Origin of the sequence: Pseudomonas sp. B21-032, assembly GCF_024748965.1 — a bacterium.
Taxonomy (GTDB): Bacteria; Pseudomonadota; Gammaproteobacteria; order Pseudomonadales; family Pseudomonadaceae; genus Aquipseudomonas.
On the sequence record NZ_CP087180.1, the window covers coordinates 1,007,725 to 1,026,365 of the forward strand.

An 18,641-nucleotide genomic window follows, 5' to 3' on the forward strand; every position below is an offset into this window, starting at 1 on the left:
CCCGATCACGCAGATGATGACCAGGGGAGCCCGGGGGCAATGATGCCCCCGGTTTTTTGTGTTACAGGTAGTAGGCTTTCAACGGCGGGAAGCCGTTGAATTCCACCGCGCTGTAGCTGGTGGTGTAGGCGCCGGTCGACAGCCAGTACAGGCGGTCGCCGATGGCCAGGTTCAGCGGCAGGCCGTATTTGTAGTGCTCGTACATGATGTCGGCGCTGTCGCAGGTGGGGCCGGCGATCACTACTTCTTCCATCTCGCCTTTCTTCTCGGTCCAGATCGGGAACTTGATCGATTCGTCCATGGTTTCGATCAGACCGGAGAACTTGCCGACATCGGTGTACACCCAGCGCTCGACGGCGGTACGCGATTTACGCGCCACCAGCACTACTTCACTGACCAGGATGCCGGCGTTGGCGATCAGCGAACGGCCTGGCTCGAGGATGATTTCTGGCAGGTCGTCACCGAAGTCTTCCTTGAGGAAGCGGATGATTTCCTCGGCGTAGGTTTCCAGGCTGTTGGTGCGGGTGATGTAGTTGGCCGGGAAGCCGCCACCCATGTTGATCAGCTTGAGCTCGATGCCGTCTTCTTCTTTCAGGCGCTCGAAGATCACCTTCACTTTGGCGATGGCTGCATCCCAGACGCTGATGTCGCGCTGTTGCGAGCCCACATGGAACGACACGCCGTAAGGCACCAGGCCCAGGTCGCGGGCGAGGATCAACAGGTCCATGGCCATGTCGGTCTGGCAGCCGAACTTGCGCGACAGTGGCCAGTCGGCGGTGGTCGAGCCTTCGGTGAGGATGCGTACGTAGACTTTCGAGCCCGGGGCGGCCTTGGCGATGTTGCGCAGGTCGGCTTCGGAGTCGGTGGCGTACAGGCGCACGCCCTTCTCGTAGAAGTAGCGGATGTCCTTGGACTTCTTGATGGTGTTGCCGTAGCTGATGCGATCGGCGCTGACACCGCGGCCCATCACTTTGTCCAGCTCGTAGATCGAGGCGATGTCGAAGCTCGAGCCTTTTTCCTTGAGCAGGTCGATGATCTCAACGGCCGGGTTGGCCTTGACCGCGTAGTAGACCTTGGCGAATTCGAAACCGGCGCGCAGGTCGTCGTAGGCCTGGCTGATCATCTGCGTGTCGATGAGCACGAACGGGGTTTCTTGCTTGTCGGCGAAGGCCTTCATTTTCTGGAAGGTATCGCGCGCGAAGTAGTCTTCGACCTGAATCGACATGCTTAGGGACTCCATGGGCAAACTGAAAAAATAAGTGGCTGCAACTGAACGTCCTCCGTATCCCCACTTTGGTTCGCCTACTTCCCAAGGCATGTCGCCGAAAGCAAAAAGGTCAACCGTGCGTGATGAAGCGAGCTACGGGTGACCTTGCTGTCTCGTCGTCAGTACTTGAGCCGGATGGATCGTTTCCAGCATGGACGTTCGGCGCGAACTTTAGGACCTGAGGGGCTCGAGATCAACAAAAAATGTCGCGTTTTTGCACACGTCCGTCGCCCCGGCTTGGCCAGCCACTTTCTAACCGACCCAGGTAAACAGTAGATGTTCAATTTGATGACAAAAGCGTTAAAAATACCGGTATACGCCGGGATCTATCGTAGAACACGCAAATGGATGCAATAGTCAAAGTTGGTGGCGAAAGTACGGGAAAAGGCGGTAACTTTGGCGCGCAATGAGGTGACGGCGTAACCATGAATCGAAGGCTGGCCGTTCATATTTTTTTCCGCTCTGGCAGCCGATTATCTACACACATTTTCGTGATTTTTTTTCCGCTCGAACGCTTCGTCGGCAGTGGTGATCTTCGATTGCCGGCCTTAATAAGAAACATTACTATTCGCGCCATTCCTCATCGCCTGCGAAGAGCTGTGCATCGTGTCGCGACACAAAGGCTTTCTCGACCACTACCATGAGCTGATCGGCACCTGGACGCGCAAATTGCGCAGTCGTCAGCAGGCCGAGGACCTGGCGCATGATGCGTTTGTGCGGGTACTGGAAAATGACCAGGCGGGGGTCGAACAACCGCGCGCCTATTTGCACCAGACCGCACGCAACATTGCCGTGGACGGTTACCGCCGTGAAGACCGCCGCCAGGCCCTGGAGCAGGACGCCTTCGAGCCGGGCATCGACGCCAGCGGCGATCCCGAGGCCTACATGAATGCCGTGGAACTGGCCGACAGCGTCGAACGGGCCTTGGCCGAACTGCCGCTCAACTGCCGGCGGGTGTTCATCTGGCAGAAGCTCGAAGGCCTGACCCAGGCCGAGATCGCCGAGCGCATGGGCTTGACCAAGAACATGGTCGAAAAGTATATGATCCGCACGCTCCGGCATCTGCGTGAGCACCTGGATGTGTCGACGAGATGAGTCAGGCGAATGTTTTCATGAATCAGCAGGCGTGCCCGTGCGGCAACCAGACCGTGCGCGAGCAGGCAGCCCAGTGGTTTGCCCGCAGTCGCGATGGCGCGCTGGCGCCGGCGCAACAGGGCGAGTTGCAGCGCTGGCTGGCCGAGCACTCGCAGCATCAAGCTGAATTCGATCTGCTGGGCACGCTCTGGGGCGCTGCCGGGCAGGTACCGCGTGCGCGTCTCGAAGCGCTGTGCCAGGCCGATCCGGTCAGCCAGTTGCCGCGTCGACGCTTTGTTCGCCAGGCGCTGGCGGCCGGCGTCGCGACCCTGGCGCTGGGGTTGGGCTGGTTTGGCTGGCAGCAGCATCAGCTTAACTACCAGGGCCAGCTGCAAACCGCCCTGGGCGAGCGGCGCCAACTCGACCTGCCGGATGGCTCACAGCTGGAGGTCAACGGTCGTACGCAACTGGTCGTGCAATTCAGCGCCGGTCAGCGGCATATCCAGTTGCGCCAGGGCGAGGTGATGTTCAGCGTCGCCCACGACAGCGCGCGGCCCTTCGTGGTCAGCACCGACAACGGCACGGTAACCGTGACCGGTACTCGTTTCGATGTGCGCCAGGACCCGGAGCAAACCCGTGTGGCGGTCGAAAACGGCTCGGTGCGGGTTGAAGGTCGCGATGCTTCCAAGGCTTTGCTGAGCGCAGGCCTGGGGGCGCATATCGATGCTCGCGGCCAGGTGACGGCTCCCTATGCGGTAGATACCGCAGCTGTGACCGCCTGGCGCAAGGGTAAGCTGGTGTTCAACGACGCGCCGCTCAGCGAGGTGGTCAAGGAAGTCTCGCGCTACCGCGAGCAGCCCCTGCGTGTCGCCCCTGGCAAAATTGCCGCGCTGCGCCTGAGCAGTACCTTCAACGCCGACGACACCGATGCCTTGCTGCGGGCGCTGCCGAGCATCCTGCCGGTGGCGATCAAGGCCCATGCCGACGGCTCTCGCGAAATAATCGCAAAATAAATTCAGGTTTTTTTCCAGTTGTTCGTCTTCCTGGCCAACTGCAACTGCCAAGCATTTCCATTTACATGGCATTGACATTTATATGGCCCCTCAGGACCTCTCGACGACGTGAACAACAACAACGTTTCCCCGCGTTCTTCCCGCTGGTTGCCCCTGGCCCTGGCACTGGCTGTCAGTGGCGGTATCGCCAGCACTTATGCCGCCCCGGCACCAGCCAGCATCCAGATCCAGGCCCAACCGCTGGCTTCGGCCTTGAGCCAACTGGGCCAGCAGACGTCGCTGCAACTGTTCTTCAGCCCCGAGCTGGTGGCCGGCAAGCAGGCACCAGCGGTCTCCGGCAACCTGCAACCGGAAGAGGCGCTGCGGGCGTTGCTTGAGGGCAGCGGCCTGACTTATGAAATGTCTCAGGGCACCGTGGTCCTGCACCCGGCGCAAAGCGCCGGCACCCTGACCACCGGCAGCCTCGAGCTGGCACCCACCGACGTCAAAGTCGTCGGTGACTGGCTGGGCAGCGCCGAAGAAACCGTGGTCCACAACCATCCCGGTGCGCGTACCGTGGTGCGCCGCGAGGCGATGATCGAGCAGGGCGCCTTGAACGTACGCGATGTGCTGCGCGGCGTGCCGGGTGTGCAGGTGCAGGACTCCAACGGTACCGGCGGCAGCGACATCGCCCTGAACGTTGGTGTGCGCGGCCTGACCTCACGGCTGTCGCCACGCTCCACGGTATTGATCGATGGCATCCCGGCAGCTTTTGCGCCTTACGGCCAGCCACAACTGTCTATGGCGCCGATCTCGTCCGGCAACCTCGACAGCATCGACGTGGTGCGCGGTGCTGGGTCGGTGCGCTACGGCCCGCAGAACGTCGGCGGGGTGATCAACTTCGTCACCCGGGCCATTCCCGAGAAAGCCACCGGCGAGTTGTCGACGACGATGGAAACCTCCCGCCATGGCGGCTGGAAGCACATCGAATCGGCCTTCCTCGGCGGCACTGCCGACAATGGCCTGGGTGCGGCGCTGCTGTACTCCGGGGTCAACGGCAACGGTTATCGCAGCAGCAACAACGACAACGATATCGATGACGTGTTGCTCAAGACCCATTGGGCGGTGACCGACAGTGACGAATTCTGGCTCAACTTTCATTACTACGACGCCAAGGCCGACATGCCCGGCGGCCTGACCCAGGCCCAGTTCGACGATGATCCGTACCAGTCCGACCGCGACTACGACACCTTCAGCGGCCGGCGCAAGGACGTGTCGTTCAAGTACCTGCGCCAGATCGACGACGTCACCCAGTTCGAAGTGCAGACCTACTACACCGACAGCTTCCGCGGCAGCAGCATCGCTGCCCGTGACCAGAAGACCCTGTCCTCGTACCCGCGCAGCTACCACACCTTCGCCATCGAGCCGCGGCTGTCGCGGATCTTCTTCGCAGGCCCGACCACTCAGGAAGTCAGCGTTGGTTACCGCTACCTGAAAGAAGCGATGCACGAACAGTCGACCCGCCTGGCGCTGATCAACAATGTCCCGACCGTGACCCCGGGCTCCGACGGCCATGTCTTCCAGGACCGCACCGGTGGCACTGAAGCCAGCGCCTACTACATCGATGACAAGATCGATGTCGGCAACTGGACCATCACCCCGGGGATCCGTTTCGAGCACATCAACACCGACTGGCATGAGCGCCCGGTGCGTGGTACCAACGGCGTGCCGGTGCAGGAAAAGAACCGCAGCGTGACCAGCAACGAGCCGCTACCGGCGCTGAGCGTGATGTATCACCTGTCGGATGAATGGAAGCTGTTCGCCAACTACGAGACCTCGTTCGGCAGCCTGCAGTACTTCCAGCTCGGCCAGGGTGGCAGTGGCGACCAGACCGCCAACGGCCTGCAGGCCGAGAAAGCCAAGACCTATGAAGTCGGCACCCGCTACAACAACGGTACCTGGGGTGGTGAGCTGACCGCGTTCTACATCGACTTCGATGACGAGTTGCAGTACATCAGCAACGACATCGGCTGGACCAACCTTGGCGCCACCAAGCACCAGGGTATCGAAGCCTCCATGCACTACGACCTGTCGGGGCTCGACCCGCGTCTGCAGGGCCTGAGTGCCAATGCCGGGTTCACCTACACCCGGGCCACCTATGAAGGCGAGATCCCCGGCTTCAAGGGCCGTGACTTGCCGTTTTATTCGCGGCAAATCGTCAATGCCGGGCTGCGCTATGAGATCAATCGCTGGACCTGGAACCTCGATGCCTACGCTCAATCGAAACAACGCGCACCGGGCACCGGCATGAATGCCGACGGCAGCTTCAACGGCAATTACATCACCGAACCGAGTGCCGATGGCCAGTACGGCGACATTCCTGGTTACGTGACCTGGGCGGCGCGCGGTGGTTATGACTTCGGCAAGGAGCTGTCGAACCTCAAGCTCGCGGCCGGGGTGAAGAACATCTTCGACAAGCAGTACTACACCCGCTCCAGCGACAACAACTCGGGGATCTACCTGGGCGAGCCGCGCACCTTCTATGTGCAGGCCAGTGTAGGTTTCTGAGGCCTGATCGCGGGGCAAGTCGGGTCGCCGCACCGCCGCTCCTACACGGAACCTATGGGAGCGGCGGTGCGGCGACCCGACTTGCCCCGCGATGCTTTTCAGCGTTACGCGACCGCTTCGGCCGGCGACACAATGCTGGTCTTGCCCCCCCGCGACCGCCCCGAGCTCAGGTAAGCGGCGATCGATTCCTGGGTCACTTCGCCGAGGAACACCTGCTCGGCGTCCAGCACCGGCAACCATGAGCGATTGAACTCGTACATCCGCGACAGCAGGATGCGCAGGTGCTCATCGTGCGAGGCGGTGGCGTTGAAGGTGCGCAGAAAATCAACGCAGCTGCCTTGCTGGCGATGCAGGTCGCGACGACGCACGTAACCCATGGCCTTGTTCTGCCCATCGGTGACCACCACGTAGCGGCGATCATGTTCGTCCATCAGCTCCAGGGCGTCGGCCACTGGCGTTTCCGGGCTGACCGACGGCGCGTTGTCGGCGGCGTCTTCGGCACGCACCAGCAACAGGCGCTTGAGGGTACTGTCCTGGCCAACGAAGTTGCTGACGAAGTCGTCGGCAGGGTGCGCCAGCAGGGTGTCCGGGTGGTCGATCTGGATCAGCTTGCCGGCACGGAAAATCGCAATTTTGTCACCCAGTTTGATCGCCTCGTCGATATCGTGGCTGACCATGATCACGGTCTTGTTCAGCGCCCGCTGCATCTCGAAGAACTCGTTCTGGATCATCTCGCGGTTGATCGGGTCGACCGCACCGAACGGCTCGTCCATCAGCAGCAAGGGCGCTTCGGCGGCCAGGGCGCGGATCACGCCGATACGCTGTTGCTGGCCACCGGACAACTCACGCGGGTAGCGTTGCAGGTATTGCTTGGGCTCGAGCTTGATCATGCTCATCAACTCGCGGGCGCGCTCGTGGCATTTTTGCTTGTCCCAGCCGAGCAGGCGCGGGACCACGGTGATGTTCTCCTCGATGGTCATGTTGGGGAACAGACCGATTTGCTGGATAACGTAGCCGATGCGCCGGCGTAGGGTCACTTCATCAAGGCCGGTGGTGTCTTCGCCGTTGATCAGCACCTTGCCCGAGGTCGGCGCAATCAAGCGGTTGATCATTTTCAGCGTGGTGCTCTTGCCGCAACCGGAGGGGCCGAGGAACACGCAGATCTCGCCTTCGTTGACGGTCAGGCTGACCGAGTCGACGGCTTTGACGTCTTTGCCGTTGGCGTGGAAGGTCTTGCTGAGGTTCTGAAGTTCGATCATGGGCGCAGTCCTTTTGGAGTCAGGGAGCGTTGCAGGGCTTGCAGCAGCAGGTCGGCGAAGATGGCCAGGAGGCTCACCAGCACGGCGCCGACCAGCAGCATCGACATGTCGCTGCGGCTGATGGAGGTGAGGATGAGCACGCCCAGGCCACCGGCGCCGATGGTCGCGGCGATGGTCATGACGCCGATGTTCATGACCACGGCGGTGCGCACTCCGGCAAGGATTACCGGTACGGCGATGGGCAGCTCGACCATGCGCAGGCGCTGGCCGAAGGTCATGCCGATGCCGCGGGCGGCTTCACGAATACCCGGTTCGACATTGGTCAGGGCCAGGTAGGTGTTGCGCAGGATCGGCAACAGCGAATAGAGGAACACCGCGGTGATCGCCGGCAGCGGCCCCAGGCCCTGGCCGAACTTGGAGTAGAACGGCAGCAACAGGCCGAACAGGGCGATCGAGGGGATGGTCAGCAGCACCGTGGCGCTGGCCTGCAGGGGGCCGGCGAGGGCCGGGAAGCGGGTCATGAGGATGCCCAGCGGTACGCCGAAGACAATCGCCAGGCTGACGGCGATGCCGACCAGGGTGATGTGCTGCCAGGTCAGGTGCAGTACCTGGGCCCAGTCGAGGTGGGTAAAGGTATCGAGCATGTTATGGCTGCTCCTGTGCAGGTGGGTGCTGGCGCAGGTACTCGGCGGCGACTTTGCCCGGGCTCTGGTGTTCGACATCGACCTTGGCGTTGAGCTGGCGCATGGTCTCGTCGTCGAGTTGTTCGGCCAGCGGTTTGAGCAGGCTGGCCAGTTGCGGGTTGGCGTCGAGCACGGCCTTGCGCACTACCGGGGCGGCGGTGTAGTCGGGGAAGTAGTGCTTGTCGTCTTCCAGCAGCTTGAGGTCGAAGGCGCTCAGGCGCCCGTCGGTGGTGTACACCAGGCCACTGAACACCTGGCCGTTGCGCAGCGCGGTGTAGACCAGGCCGGCGTCCATCTGGCGGATGTCGCGGCGGGTCAGTTGCAGGTCGTAGGTTTCGGTCAGGCCCACCAGGCCGTCGGGGCGGTTGGCGAACTCGGTGTCCAGGGCCACCACATGGGTGCGGTCCTTCTCGTCGCGCAGCACCTGGTTCAGCTCACTGATGCTGTTGACCTGCGGGTACTGGTCGGCAACCTTGCGCGGCAGCGCCAGGGCGTAGGTGTTGCTGAACTTCGATGGCGTCAGCCAGATCAGGTCTTTTTGTGCATCCAGTTCCTTGACCCTGGCGTAGGTGGCCGCTGCGCTGGGCATGCGTTCGTCGATGTGGTTGTAGGACACCAGCGAGACACCGGTGTATTCCCAGACCATGTCCAGCTGCCCGGTTTCGTGGGCGCTGCGGGCCAGGTTGCTGCCCAGGCCGCCGGTGATGCGCACGTCAAAACCATGCTGGTTGAGGTACTGGGCGGTGATTTCAGCCAGTACCGTTTGCTCGGTGAAGACCCGCGCACCGAGGCGGATCACAGGTTTGTTCGCGGCCTGGGCAAATCCTGCGAACAGCAGGGCCGCGCCCAACAACAAGGCGATTCTTTTCATGACAGTTCCTTCGCTTAGTGGGCCAGGCCGCGTTCAAGCCAACGGCGGCTGGACTGCGCCACCAGGGCGTCGAGCAGCAGGGCGAGCAGGGCGGTGCAGGCAGCGCCAAGCAGCAGTTGCGGCTGATTGTTCAGGGCAATGCCGGGAAAAATCAGGCTGCCCAGGCTGTTGGCGCCGATCAGGAACGACAGCGGTGCGGTACCGACGTTGATCGCCAGGGCCACCCGCACACCACCGACGATGATCGGCACGGCGTTGGGCAACTCGACACGCCAGAGGGTCTGGCCCGGGGTCATGCCGATGCCGGTGGCGGCTTCCTTGAGCGAGGCGGGTACGTTTTTCAGGCCTTCGTAAGTGTTGCGCACGATTGGCAGGAGGGAAGCGAGGAACAGCGCGAAGATCGCAGGACCGGCGCCAATGCCCAGGAAACTCAGGGCAATGGCCAGAACGGCCAGAGGGGGAATGGTGTTGCCAATGTTGAAAAACTGCATGAAGCGTTCGGCGCGGTCGACCCGGTGCGGTCGACTCAAGGCAATCCCGGCGGGTATGCCCACGGCTAACGCCGCCACCATCGACAGCAACACCAGCATCAGGTGCGCTTGCAGGTAGAACCACAGATCGGCGCGGTAGTGCGCGATCGTATCGATGCCGATCCAGTGGATCAGCAGGGCCAGGATGACGAGCACGAAGGCACATCCCATCAGCCCCTTGCCATAGCTTTTAGCCACAGGCGGACTCCTTTTGTTGTCGGCGAACACACTCCCGTGGCGGCCACCATTCCAGGCGGCAGGCAGTGTGATCGCGATAAGCAGCGCGTTGTCCGGAAACGGAGCGGAACACGCCATAAGCGAAGCCTCGTCAGGCTCGTAGTGCCAGTGAAACCAACCCTGACGAACGGTCATGACCGATTGCGTATCAGGGCAGTGGACGCCTCCACAGCCGTAAAGGTTCCCATCTGAAGCGGCATTTGGCCAGCGTTAATCCCTGAGACGCGAGGCGCTTCGCACCAGAAAACCGGTCATTTCCTCCCTGGCACCAGTGATACGTCTGCTATCCAGCCGTCTGTCATGAAGCTCAGCATTGCAGTGGAAAAGTTCATGATAGTCGCTTGAGGGAATATTCCTCTGGAGGTATTTTGTTGTCATGGTCAATCAGCTTTTGTGCCGAGTTTCGGCGGGTGGCTTTTGCGTTCGATCCCAAGCGTCGCGCCGTTATCCTGGTTGCGGGTGACAAGGCTGGAGTCAGCCAGAAACGGTTTTATCGAAATTTGATTCGGCGCGCCGATGAGCGCTTCGACAGGTATCTGTCAGGAGGTGAGGAGCATGTCCAAAACACTTGATGATGTCATCAACAGCCTTGCGCCCGAACGAAGGGCGTGTGTCGAACAACGCGGGCGTGAGTTGATCCGCGAGGAAATGACCCTGCAGGCGTTGCGCAAACAGCTGGAGTTGACTCAGGAAGGAATGTCCAAGCGGCTGGAGGTAGGTCAGGCGAATATTTCCAAGGTTGAAAAACGTAGCGATATGTTGATCTCGACTCTGCGTAGCTATGTCGAGGCAATGGGTGGAACACTCGAGCTGGTTGCACACATGCCAGACCGCGGGCCTGTCATTCTTGAGGGCTTCACTGAAAATTTGCCTGGACACAAGTAGCCTACACTTCGTTTCGCGCGACAGGCGGAGGCCTCAGGCTTTGGTCCCCGTTCGACTTCGGGTATGATACTGGCCCTTTTTGAATCACCTGCCAGGCGATTTCCCATGACCAACCAGGCCGCCGAAGTCGCGAAACGCCGCACCTTCGCCATTATTTCCCACCCTGACATTACCCTCTGAGTCAGGCTAAGACAGCCCCCGCCATATTCTCAAATAATCTACTGATTTCATTGATGAAATCAGATCAGGTCGCGACAATCTGAGACATCCGAAGACAAGCTGAGCCAACCGATTTGTGTACATGGCCGCGTACACAAAACAGCGTTTCGGAAGCCCTAGATAATTATGTACACGAAGTCCTGGAAAGCCCCCATGGCGATCTCAGACACCTGGCTGAAAGCCCAAAGCGGCAAGCCCCGCGATACACGAGAAGAGAAATCCGACCGCGACGGTCTTAGTGTGCGTGTGACGCCCAAGGGCAAGGTGACCTTTCAGCTTCGTTTTCGCTATGACGCACACCCCTGCCGCCTTGATCTCGGCACGTTTCCCCTGATGTCACTCAAAGACGCGCGCGCAGAAGCTCAGCGGCTACGTGCGCAGCTGGAGCAAGGGCATGATCCAAGGGTTGTCAGGAAGCTCGAAAAACAGGCCATCCTGCAGGTTGACTCCGTGGAATCCCTGTTTCGCCAGTGGTACGCGGCGTACTGCAAAGGGAACAAGAAGGGGCATCAGGAAGTCCTGCGGTCATTCGAAATCCATGTGTTTCCGAAGATCGGCAAACTCCCAGCTGGAAAAGTCACCCTACACGAATGGCTGGCGCTTCTTGAGGGGCAAGCCAAGCCAAGGCAAGGCCCGGCATCGCTGAGCGCATCCTGGTCAATGCCAAGCAGATGCTGAAATGGGGTGTGAAGCGTCAGCTGATCCCTTCGCATCCGCTCTCGGATATCAACGCCAAGGAAGACCTGCAGATCAAAAAGGTTGCCGGGTCACGCTCCCTTTCCGATGAAGAAATCAGGCTCGTATGGAAAGCCATGGAGCAATCGCGCATGGCGACCAAGAACAAGATTTTTCTCAAGCTTTGCCTGATCTACGGGTGTCGAAACGGCGAGCTGCGCGTGAGCGAGAAGGGGCATTTTGACTTCAAGGCCATGGTCTGGACGGTGCCCCCGGAGAACCACAAACTGGGTAAGAATTCCGGCAAACCGCTCCTGCGCCCCATTGTCCCAGAGGTTGAAAGCCTGATCCGGCAGGCCATCGATCTTAGCAAGGGCAGTCCATACCTCTTTACTAGGTTCTGTACGAAAAAAGATGTCGCAAACACCGTATGGAACAAGCCAGCGAGACCATAGCGGCATAGCTTTTCGCGAGCTTGTCGAAGCGCGTCACGATCCGTCGGTTCTCTTTCAGCCAGCCAAACATGCGCTCGATGATGTTGCGTTGTCGGTACTTGGGCCGATCAAACAGTCTTGGTAAGCCAGGCTTGGGTTTGCGTTTCATCGAACGCAGCGGGATGACGGGCTGCATTCGATATTGGTCGCAGTAACGGCGGAGCGCTTCGGCGTCGTAGCCCTTGTCGGCAAGCAGCCATTTACAGCGCTTACGCGGGCGGCCACGTTGGCTCGATGGAATGCTGACCTCGTCCAACAGGGGTTGGGCATAGCTGATGTCACTGGCTTGACCGCCAGAGAGGAGGAAGCGCAACGGTGTCCCGTTGGCGTCGCAGAGCATGTGGATTTTGGTTGTCAGGCCACCGCGACTGCGGCCTAGAGCGTGATCGGCAGGCTCGTCAGGCCCCCTTTTTTCCCGGCGCCAGAAGAGGCTCGGGTTGCACGTACTGCGGTTGAGTCGATCATCCAGGTTTGCACATCGATCAGGCCTTGCTCATTCAATCTCAGGTGCAAACGTTTGAGCATCTGATCAAATGCCCCCTGGTTTCGCCAGCCCCGAAACCGTTGATACACCGTTGACCACGGGCCGAAGCGTTCCGGCATATCTCGCCACGCTGCGCCTGAGCAGAGCACCCAGAGCACGCCATTGAGCATCAGGCGGTCACTCAGGCGGGGCCGCCCCCGGCCATGGGTTTCGGTGAAGAGATCAGCGACCACAGCCCAAGCCTCATCCGAGAGTTCGTAACGCTTTGCCATCACAGGATTCCTTTCCGTAGATGGCTGGAAGCTCTACAAAACTTCAGCTTCCGAGGGACGTCGATTGGGTTTCTCGGGATTTCGTACAGAACCTAGGCAGTGAAGTTTGAACTGCCATTGCTTTGTATAACGTAGTCAAAGATCACTTCATCTTCATCGTGGCCACGAGTATCGTCTTTCACTGAAAGTATTTTTATCGCTGCATAAAAGCCATTTGTGTTTTGTAAAACGGCTATCTGGCCAGTCCTTGGTATGCGAACTCCGGATGAGCCGTCGAAATCGCGGGCATCTCCAATTTCAGTGATATGTTCCACGCCCTTTGCAATAGCAACCGTTTTAATTTCAGGAGGATCATTATAGAGCTGAATGCATGTATCGCTAGATTTGGAAAAATCTAGTACAAAGGCTAGCTCACCTTGTCCGATAAAGTACTTGCCGTTGTTGTTTGAGTAGTCAAAGGTCACTGTGCCACTCATGGCTGGAGATACGTATTTTTCGTTGCTGGGGAGGAATCTTTGATTGGCAAATGCCTTAGCCGTTTGAAAAGGGTTTTGCCCAATCGGTGGTATTGGCAGAACTGGTTCATCTAGCAATTCTCGGAGAAGCTCTTCATAGCTTTTCTCATACAGTCTGTCATCTTCAAACGAAACAAATAGCCTGCCTCCCAAGAAGGTGGGCACCTTCTTGTCTCGGCTATTGCTCCTGATTAAAGGAATGACCCAGTTTGAGTTCAAATCTGTCATGAGCTCGGCAGTGATTATTTGCTTTTCGTATCCCGCGCCGCCTTTGCCAGTATTTGCTTTTTCAACATAATTCCCTGAGCAAACGCAAATGACTCGATTTGCGTTGGATAAACCCCGCTCCATGAAGGCTGCCAAATCCTGCCCCAGCCTCAAATTCCATCGATCAAGTATTACATCTACACCATTCGATCTCAAACGGGTCGCCAGCTGCAGCACCCAATCTAAATGGGCTTGATCGTCGTGCGAGTAAGATACAAAGACTGTTGGCTGCATTTAAACCTCAGATTTCAAAGTGCATAAATGGCATCATGCGCTTGGCAATTTGTCATATGTCTCAATAGTTATGTTTCTGCCGTCGACGCCGCATTTAATAAGCTGCTTCAAGTAGTGGTCTTTGTCTTCGATTCTATAGCAATAGATTGTCCACTTTGCATTATTTGTGTTTTTCGCTATTTCTTCAAAGTATGGCAGATCGATATCGTTGAGTGAATGCCCAATGATGCTAATGGTCGAATAGTCACCTAGGGAATCGAAAAATTCTCTGTTGTTTTTGATGGCGTCACTTACGGGCTTCTGAAGTGCGTAGAAGGGGTATTTGGCTGCGCCTTCCGCATCTGAAAACATAGTGCGGTTGCTGTCGCCATTTTCATCCACTTCAGACTCTTCTTCCCTGGTCTCGCCGTGGCCGAAGATTAACTCATCGTATGCATCAGACCTGCCGTGTATGTGCACGATATTTGCGTTATCTATTCCATAGACCAACTGAAGCGTAGAGGTGTAGTTGAATGAGAGGAAAAAATCAGTTTCGGGAAATGACGTTTTTGGTGAGGCTGACGAAACATCAATCTCCTCTATCCAGTCATGAAAGCGTTCTTTTATAGCATCAACAATGGCATCGGCTTGTTCAGTAAGATCATCTTCAAGGCCATATGCTTCGCTAGGCCGAAAATTTTCGCCTGTGATGTCCGTATAGTCGTGCGCTTCATATAATAACTGCCAGTCAAATTTTCCTAGTGAATTCTCGAAATCTGACCATGGGCCGTTTTTGACTGTGTCAATGAGGTAAAACGACTCCAGTTCATCCAGCATGTCTTTGGCAAAGACATAGAACGAGTCATAGCTGGTTGGCAGCCCATGCCAAAGGTCAAATCCATTGCCGATGATGTGCAGCGTACTCATTTACCACCTACATCGCTCAAAAGCGTATAACGATTATATGAATGCAACCGCACTGACTCCAGGGCTGGGAATGCGTGCTCACTACTTGTGGGGAGAGCCTACTAACAGTCCACGCCGTTCTGAGTGGCGCGTTCCAAGCGTGCTAAGCCCTCAGGCTCTTCATAGCGGCCATGTACACCTATGAATGAACCCTTGGGATGGTACTTTCCATCACTGCCAAGAAACGAACCTTCAATGTGATATCTGCCGTCCGACCCGAGAAAGGATCCTGCATAATGGTACTTACCATCGGAACCTAAAAACGATCCTTTGGGGTGGTACTTCCCGTCAGAGCCAAGGAAAGAGCCTTCTGGGTGATATTTCCCATCAGAGCCTAGAAAAGATCCTTTTGCGTTGTACTGACCGTTACTTCCTAGAGTTTCACCTTTAGGATGATATTTACCATCGCCACCCAAGAACGAACCTTTAGGGTGATATTTTCCATCCGAACCAAGAAAGTATCCTTGAGGGTGATACTTGCCGTCAGAGCCTAAAAATGAGCCTTTGGGATGATACTTTCCGTCAGAGCCAAGGAAAGAGCCTTCTGCGTGATATTTTCCATCTGAACCAAGAAATTTTTTGGCCATAAATAACTCCTTGTGGTAGCTAAGTACTATTGATCGGAATTTCTGTAGTTCTTACTATATAAAATATTACCGTATAATTTCTTTGTCGCCCTGGAGATCCTTCCTTCGTGTGGAAGGTCGCAGTTAGCACGGCTTGGGAGGCGGTAAGCGCACTGTGCTAAAGGTGTGGCGCTGTGATTTAATCTTAAAGCGTTGCGCGGATCTCTGCAATATAGTCATCAACTGACTTTGGCAGTATTGCGTCATTGATTCGTAATACCGCTCTCAATAGATATTCCCTTATTCCGGAGCGAACCTTTTTATCTCCAGACTTCTCGACAGCCATTTTTACGTCTTGAAGAATAAGCGCGATATTCTCACAGTCCTTCGCATTAAATTTTTTGTCGTAACCTATGTCGTCGATTACCCAGTTGTTGTGGGGTTTATTTTTGGGGGAACAAGGGCATGTGGAAAATCTTTCACCTTGATAAAGCTGCTCCCCGGCCCATACAAAACGATCATCCTGATAAGGAATTGAAATCCCATACCGATTTGTGGTGGGATACCATTCGTGCTTTGGGTTTTCGCAGCTTGCGTATCTGGTGACAATATAAACCCCTAGGTCTTTGGCGAGTAAGATGTATTTCTCCAGCAGTGAGTCCAGGCGGCTTTTGGTTAACCAGTTTGGGCTGGTGTCGTCCCAGCTAAAGTATCCGTTGGAGTTTTCAACGCCGGAAATATTCTTCAGTATTTCATCTCTAAGGGCTAGATAGAACTCTATAGTCGTCATTGTGCGCGTACCTTCCTGGATTAACGAGGCTGGAGATATTTAACAGTCTCTAAAAATCAGTAAGAAGATTAATTATGACGTGTTTTTGAGTATAACCTTCGGTGCCTACTTTTAGAGTGGGGACTCTGTCATCGCCACGACGCTTTTCCCCTTCGAGAATACTGACGCTATTAATATCGATCAGTCGGAACAAATGGTTCTCAGGGAGAATTGATTCGTCTTCCGTGTAGCAGAGTATCTCCAGCTCTGGATCCTGTTTGCTGAGTTCTGCAATGAGTTCTTTAACCTTCATGTTCGCTCCTTGTTCTGATGGTCGCTGTTAATATTGGTGCGTTAATGATTTTTGTATTCGCCTGTCCGGACTCGCCTGTCAATCTCGCGCTCTACCGCTCCCAGTGCATAAGCTTTATTGCCGCCAGGAATAGAGGCGACGACTGAGTGGCCACAGTTTTCACATATGAAATTTGTTTTCTTTTCTTCGTAGGAAAACCTATGGCAAGAGCTGTCGTCATAAACAAGAGTGGCTTCGCATCTCGGGCAATAGCACCAGGGATCAATTATGCGATTAGAAATCCATTGCCAACGCCATTTTGCTCCGTACATGGTGTCTTCGACATAGGAGTGGTGTTCGGGTTTGGCCGGTTCGCCTTTAAACCTGAAAAAAATGCTGGCTGCGCCTATGAGGGCGAATAAAAAAACGATAATCCATACCCAGCCTGGCAAAGAGTACGAGGACATGAGGCCGTTCCAGCACCATGTCAGCCCAGACCACACCCAGGAAAAAAATCTTACGATATATGCCCTGGCATCTGGTACGACCAACATAGCAATACCAGCAATCACAGAAGCAATTGTGCCGTTCCGAATTGACCTGAAAGAACTTTCGCTCATGTTTCTCCCCGAGCTGGGCGTTAATGATGTCGTGCAACCTTCCTTGTCACCCTGCAAGCATCTATCTAGCTTGGAAGGCGGCGCAGCAAAATCGATTAGCTCCTGAAGAGCGCAAAATGGCTATGCACGCCTGACGCTACCAATTCGCCAGCAGCCCGTCCAGTAACGGCTTAGGGTGACACCCGGGACGGCAGGAGAGGTCATCGCACCGAGCACACCCGCCCGCCATTTGTTACAATGCGCGGTTCCCTGCGCTGGCCTGTGCAATCGGCCAAAAGCACATTTTTTAGTGTGTACATAACAGCGTACACAATCGAGATTTTGAGCGATGTCCGATAGTAAAATTGTCAACGAAGTCAACAGCCGGCGCACGTTTGCCATCATTTCCCACCCCGATGCGGGTAAGACCACCATCACCGAGAAGCTGTTGCTGATGGGCAAGGCGATTGCCGTTGCCGGTACGGTGAAATCGCGAAAGTCCGACCGCCATGCCACCTCCGACTGGATGGAAATGGAGAAGCAGCGTGGTATCTCCATCACCACCTCGGTGATGCAGTTCCCCTATCGCGAGCACATGATCAACCTGCTCGACACCCCGGGCCACGAAGACTTCTCGGAAGATACCTACCGCACCCTGACCGCCGTCGACTCGGCGCTGATGGTGCTCGACGGCGGTAAGGGCGTCGAGCCGCGGACCATCGCCCTGATGGACGTCTGCCGGCTGCGCGACACGCCGATCGTCAGCTTCATCAACAAACTCGACCGTGACATCCGCGACCCGATCGAACTGCTCGACGAAATCGAAGCGGTATTGAAGATCAAGGCAGCGCCGATCACCTGGCCGATCGGTTGCTACCGCGACTTCAAGGGCGTGTATCACCTGGCCGGCGACTACATCATTGTCTACACCCCGGGCCATGGCCACGAGCGCACCGAGGTGAAGATCATCGAGAAGCTCGACTCCGATGAAGCCCGTGCCCACCTGGGCGACGAATACGAGCGCTTCCTCGAGCAGCTGGAGCTGGTACAGGGCGCTTGCCACGAATTCGACCAGGACGAGTTCATGCGCGGCGAGCTGACCCCGGTGTTCTTCGGTACCGCGCTGGGCAACTTCGGTGTCGACCATGTGCTCGATGCCGTCGTCGACTGGGCGCCACGCCCGCTGCCGCGCGAGGCCAACGAGCGCGCCGTCGAGCCGACCGAAGAGAAGTTCAGCGGTTTCGTGTTCAAGATCCAGGCGAACATGGACCCCAAGCACCGCGACCGTATCGCCTTCATGCGTATCTGCTCCGGCCGTTACGAAAAAGGCATGAAGATGCGCCATGTGCGCACCGGCAAGGACCTGCGTATCGGCGATGCGCTGACCTTCTTCTCCTCCGAGCGTGAGCAACTGGAAGAGGCCTGGGCCGGCGACATCATTGGCTTGCACAACCACGGCACGATCCAGATCGGTGACACCTTCACCGAAGGCGAGGCCCTGGGCTTCACCGGTATTCCGCACTTCGCCCCGGAGCTGTTCCGCCGCGTGTGCCTGAAAGACCCGCTCAAGTCCAAGCAACTGCGCCAGGGCCTGCAGCAGTTGGCCGAAGAAGGCGCGACCCAGGTGTTCTTCCCCGAGCGCAGCAACGACATCATCCTCGGCGCCGTCGGTGTGCTGCAGTTCGATGTGGTCGCCAGCCGCCTGAAGGAAGAGTACAAGGTCGAGTGTGCCTACGAGCCGATCACCGTCTGGTCGGCGCGCTGGATCAGTTGCGAGGACAAGAAGAAGCTTGAGGAATTCAAGAACAAGGCCGTGGAGAACCTGGCCATCGACGGCGGTGGTCACCTGACCTACCTGGCCCCGACCCGGGTCAACCTGGCGCTGATGGAAGAGCGCTGGCCGGATGTGAAGTTCCGCGCAACCCGCGAGCATCACTGACCGCC

At 57.1% G+C, this 18,641-nt stretch carries 20 protein-coding genes and 1 pseudogene; 10 read left to right on the forward strand and 11 right to left on the reverse strand.

The features are described 5' to 3' along the window. Positions 1–61 precede the first annotated feature (61 nt). A complete protein-coding gene (locus LOY54_RS04565) occupies positions 62–1,225 on the reverse strand; it encodes a type III PLP-dependent enzyme (RefSeq protein WP_036993923.1) in 1,164 nt (387 codons plus the stop codon). A gap of 648 nt (positions 1,226–1,873) precedes the next feature. Between LOY54_RS04565 and LOY54_RS04570 the strand changes: the two genes are divergently transcribed. The 3 genes from LOY54_RS04570 (at position 1,874) to LOY54_RS04580 (ending at position 5,901) form a co-directional block, all read left to right on the forward strand. After that, positions 1,874–2,362, forward strand: a complete 489-nt coding sequence (locus tag LOY54_RS04570) for an RNA polymerase sigma factor (protein WP_045196243.1) — start codon at positions 1,874–1,876, stop codon at positions 2,360–2,362. 17 nt (positions 2,363–2,379) lie between these two features. Beyond that, on the forward strand, positions 2,380–3,354 hold the full coding sequence (locus LOY54_RS04575) for a FecR family protein (RefSeq protein WP_258609482.1): 975 nt from the start codon (positions 2,380–2,382) through the stop codon (positions 3,352–3,354). Between the two features lie 108 nt (positions 3,355–3,462). After that, entirely contained in the window at positions 3,463–5,901 is a 2,439-nt protein-coding gene (locus LOY54_RS04580; protein WP_258609484.1) for a TonB-dependent receptor, read from the forward strand. 104 nt (positions 5,902–6,005) lie between these two features. Here LOY54_RS04580 and LOY54_RS04585 read toward each other — a convergent pair whose 3' ends face one another. The 4 genes from LOY54_RS04585 to LOY54_RS04600 are packed head-to-tail and all read right to left on the reverse strand — an operon-like array spanning position 6,006 to position 9,442. Continuing rightward, complete coding sequence (locus LOY54_RS04585; RefSeq protein WP_195885715.1) at positions 6,006–7,160, reverse strand: betaine/proline/choline family ABC transporter ATP-binding protein; 1,155 nt, start codon at positions 7,158–7,160, stop codon at positions 6,006–6,008. Beyond that, positions 7,157–7,804 (reverse strand): ABC transporter permease, encoded by a 648-nt coding sequence (locus LOY54_RS04590; protein WP_045196252.1) that lies wholly within the window; start codon positions 7,802–7,804, stop codon positions 7,157–7,159. The genes LOY54_RS04585 and LOY54_RS04590 overlap by 4 nt, the downstream gene beginning before the upstream one ends. Before the next feature lies 1 nt (position 7,805). After that, positions 7,806–8,714, reverse strand: coding sequence for a glycine betaine ABC transporter substrate-binding protein (locus tag LOY54_RS04595; protein WP_045196254.1), 909 nt, complete (start codon positions 8,712–8,714; stop codon positions 7,806–7,808). 14 nt (positions 8,715–8,728) lie between these two features. Beyond that, complete coding sequence (locus tag LOY54_RS04600) at positions 8,729–9,442, reverse strand: ABC transporter permease (RefSeq protein WP_045196256.1); 714 nt, start codon at positions 9,440–9,442, stop codon at positions 8,729–8,731. Between the two features lie 449 nt (positions 9,443–9,891). Between LOY54_RS04600 and LOY54_RS04605 the strand changes: the two genes are divergently transcribed. From LOY54_RS04605 to LOY54_RS04620, 5 genes and pseudogenes are all read left to right on the forward strand, one after another. Continuing rightward, entirely contained in the window at positions 9,892–10,053 is a 162-nt protein-coding gene (locus LOY54_RS04605; protein WP_258610689.1) for a type II toxin-antitoxin system RelE/ParE family toxin, read from the forward strand. Further along, on the forward strand, positions 10,037–10,366 hold the full coding sequence (locus tag LOY54_RS04610; RefSeq protein ID WP_258609486.1) for a helix-turn-helix domain-containing protein: 330 nt from the start codon (positions 10,037–10,039) through the stop codon (positions 10,364–10,366). The genes LOY54_RS04605 and LOY54_RS04610 overlap by 17 nt, the downstream gene beginning before the upstream one ends. A gap of 105 nt (positions 10,367–10,471) precedes the next feature. Continuing rightward, positions 10,472–10,534, forward strand: a pseudogene (locus LOY54_RS27570) (hypothetical protein); the annotation flags it as partial. Between the two features lie 204 nt (positions 10,535–10,738). Beyond that, on the forward strand, positions 10,739–11,263 hold the full coding sequence (locus LOY54_RS04615) for an Arm DNA-binding domain-containing protein (RefSeq protein WP_258609488.1): 525 nt from the start codon (positions 10,739–10,741) through the stop codon (positions 11,261–11,263). Positions 11,264–11,271: 8 nt separating this feature from the next. Next, positions 11,272–11,715 carry a tyrosine-type recombinase/integrase gene (locus tag LOY54_RS04620; RefSeq protein WP_258609499.1) on the forward strand — a complete coding sequence of 148 codons (444 nt, stop codon included), beginning with the start codon at positions 11,272–11,274 and terminating at the stop codon, positions 11,713–11,715. Here the strand turns inward: LOY54_RS04620 and LOY54_RS04625 are convergent. The 6 genes from LOY54_RS04625 to LOY54_RS04650 form a co-directional block, all read right to left on the reverse strand. After that, positions 11,654–12,510 (reverse strand): IS5 family transposase gene (locus LOY54_RS04625; RefSeq protein ID WP_258609500.1). Its coding sequence is split into 2 segments (ribosomal slippage): positions 11,654–12,162 and positions 12,162–12,510, totalling 858 coding nucleotides; the frame shifts between segments, so codons are not numbered across the junction. The two genes, LOY54_RS04620 and LOY54_RS04625, sit on opposite strands and share 62 nt — an antisense overlap. Before the next feature lie 92 nt (positions 12,511–12,602). Then, positions 12,603–13,526, reverse strand: a complete 924-nt coding sequence (locus LOY54_RS04630; RefSeq protein ID WP_258609503.1) for a toll/interleukin-1 receptor domain-containing protein — start codon at positions 13,524–13,526, stop codon at positions 12,603–12,605. A 33-nt stretch (positions 13,527–13,559) separates the two neighbouring features. After that, positions 13,560–14,432, reverse strand: a complete 873-nt coding sequence (locus LOY54_RS04635) for a bacteriophage abortive infection AbiH family protein (RefSeq protein ID WP_258609513.1) — start codon at positions 14,430–14,432, stop codon at positions 13,560–13,562. A 101-nt stretch (positions 14,433–14,533) separates the two neighbouring features. After that, on the reverse strand, positions 14,534–15,058 hold the full coding sequence (locus tag LOY54_RS04640; RefSeq protein WP_258609515.1) for a hypothetical protein: 525 nt from the start codon (positions 15,056–15,058) through the stop codon (positions 14,534–14,536). A 184-nt stretch (positions 15,059–15,242) separates the two neighbouring features. Continuing rightward, complete coding sequence (locus tag LOY54_RS04645; RefSeq protein WP_258609517.1) at positions 15,243–15,827, reverse strand: hypothetical protein; 585 nt, start codon at positions 15,825–15,827, stop codon at positions 15,243–15,245. 49 nt (positions 15,828–15,876) lie between these two features. Beyond that, the gene (locus LOY54_RS04650; protein ID WP_258609519.1) at positions 15,877–16,119 is read right to left on the reverse strand and encodes a hypothetical protein; all 243 of its coding nucleotides are present in this window, start codon (positions 16,117–16,119) and stop codon (positions 15,877–15,879) included. A gap of 342 nt (positions 16,120–16,461) precedes the next feature. Here LOY54_RS04650 and LOY54_RS04655 point away from each other — a divergent pair, with 342 nt between their 5' ends. Together LOY54_RS04655 and LOY54_RS04660 are read left to right on the forward strand one after the other, a co-directional pair. Then, positions 16,462–16,824: a hypothetical protein gene (locus LOY54_RS04655; protein WP_258609521.1), complete on the forward strand. Its 363-nt coding sequence runs from the start codon at positions 16,462–16,464 to the stop codon at positions 16,822–16,824. Between the two features lie 222 nt (positions 16,825–17,046). Next, positions 17,047–18,636: a peptide chain release factor 3 gene (locus LOY54_RS04660; RefSeq protein WP_258609522.1), complete on the forward strand. Its 1,590-nt coding sequence runs from the start codon at positions 17,047–17,049 to the stop codon at positions 18,634–18,636. The last annotated feature ends 5 nt before the right edge of the window (positions 18,637–18,641 follow it).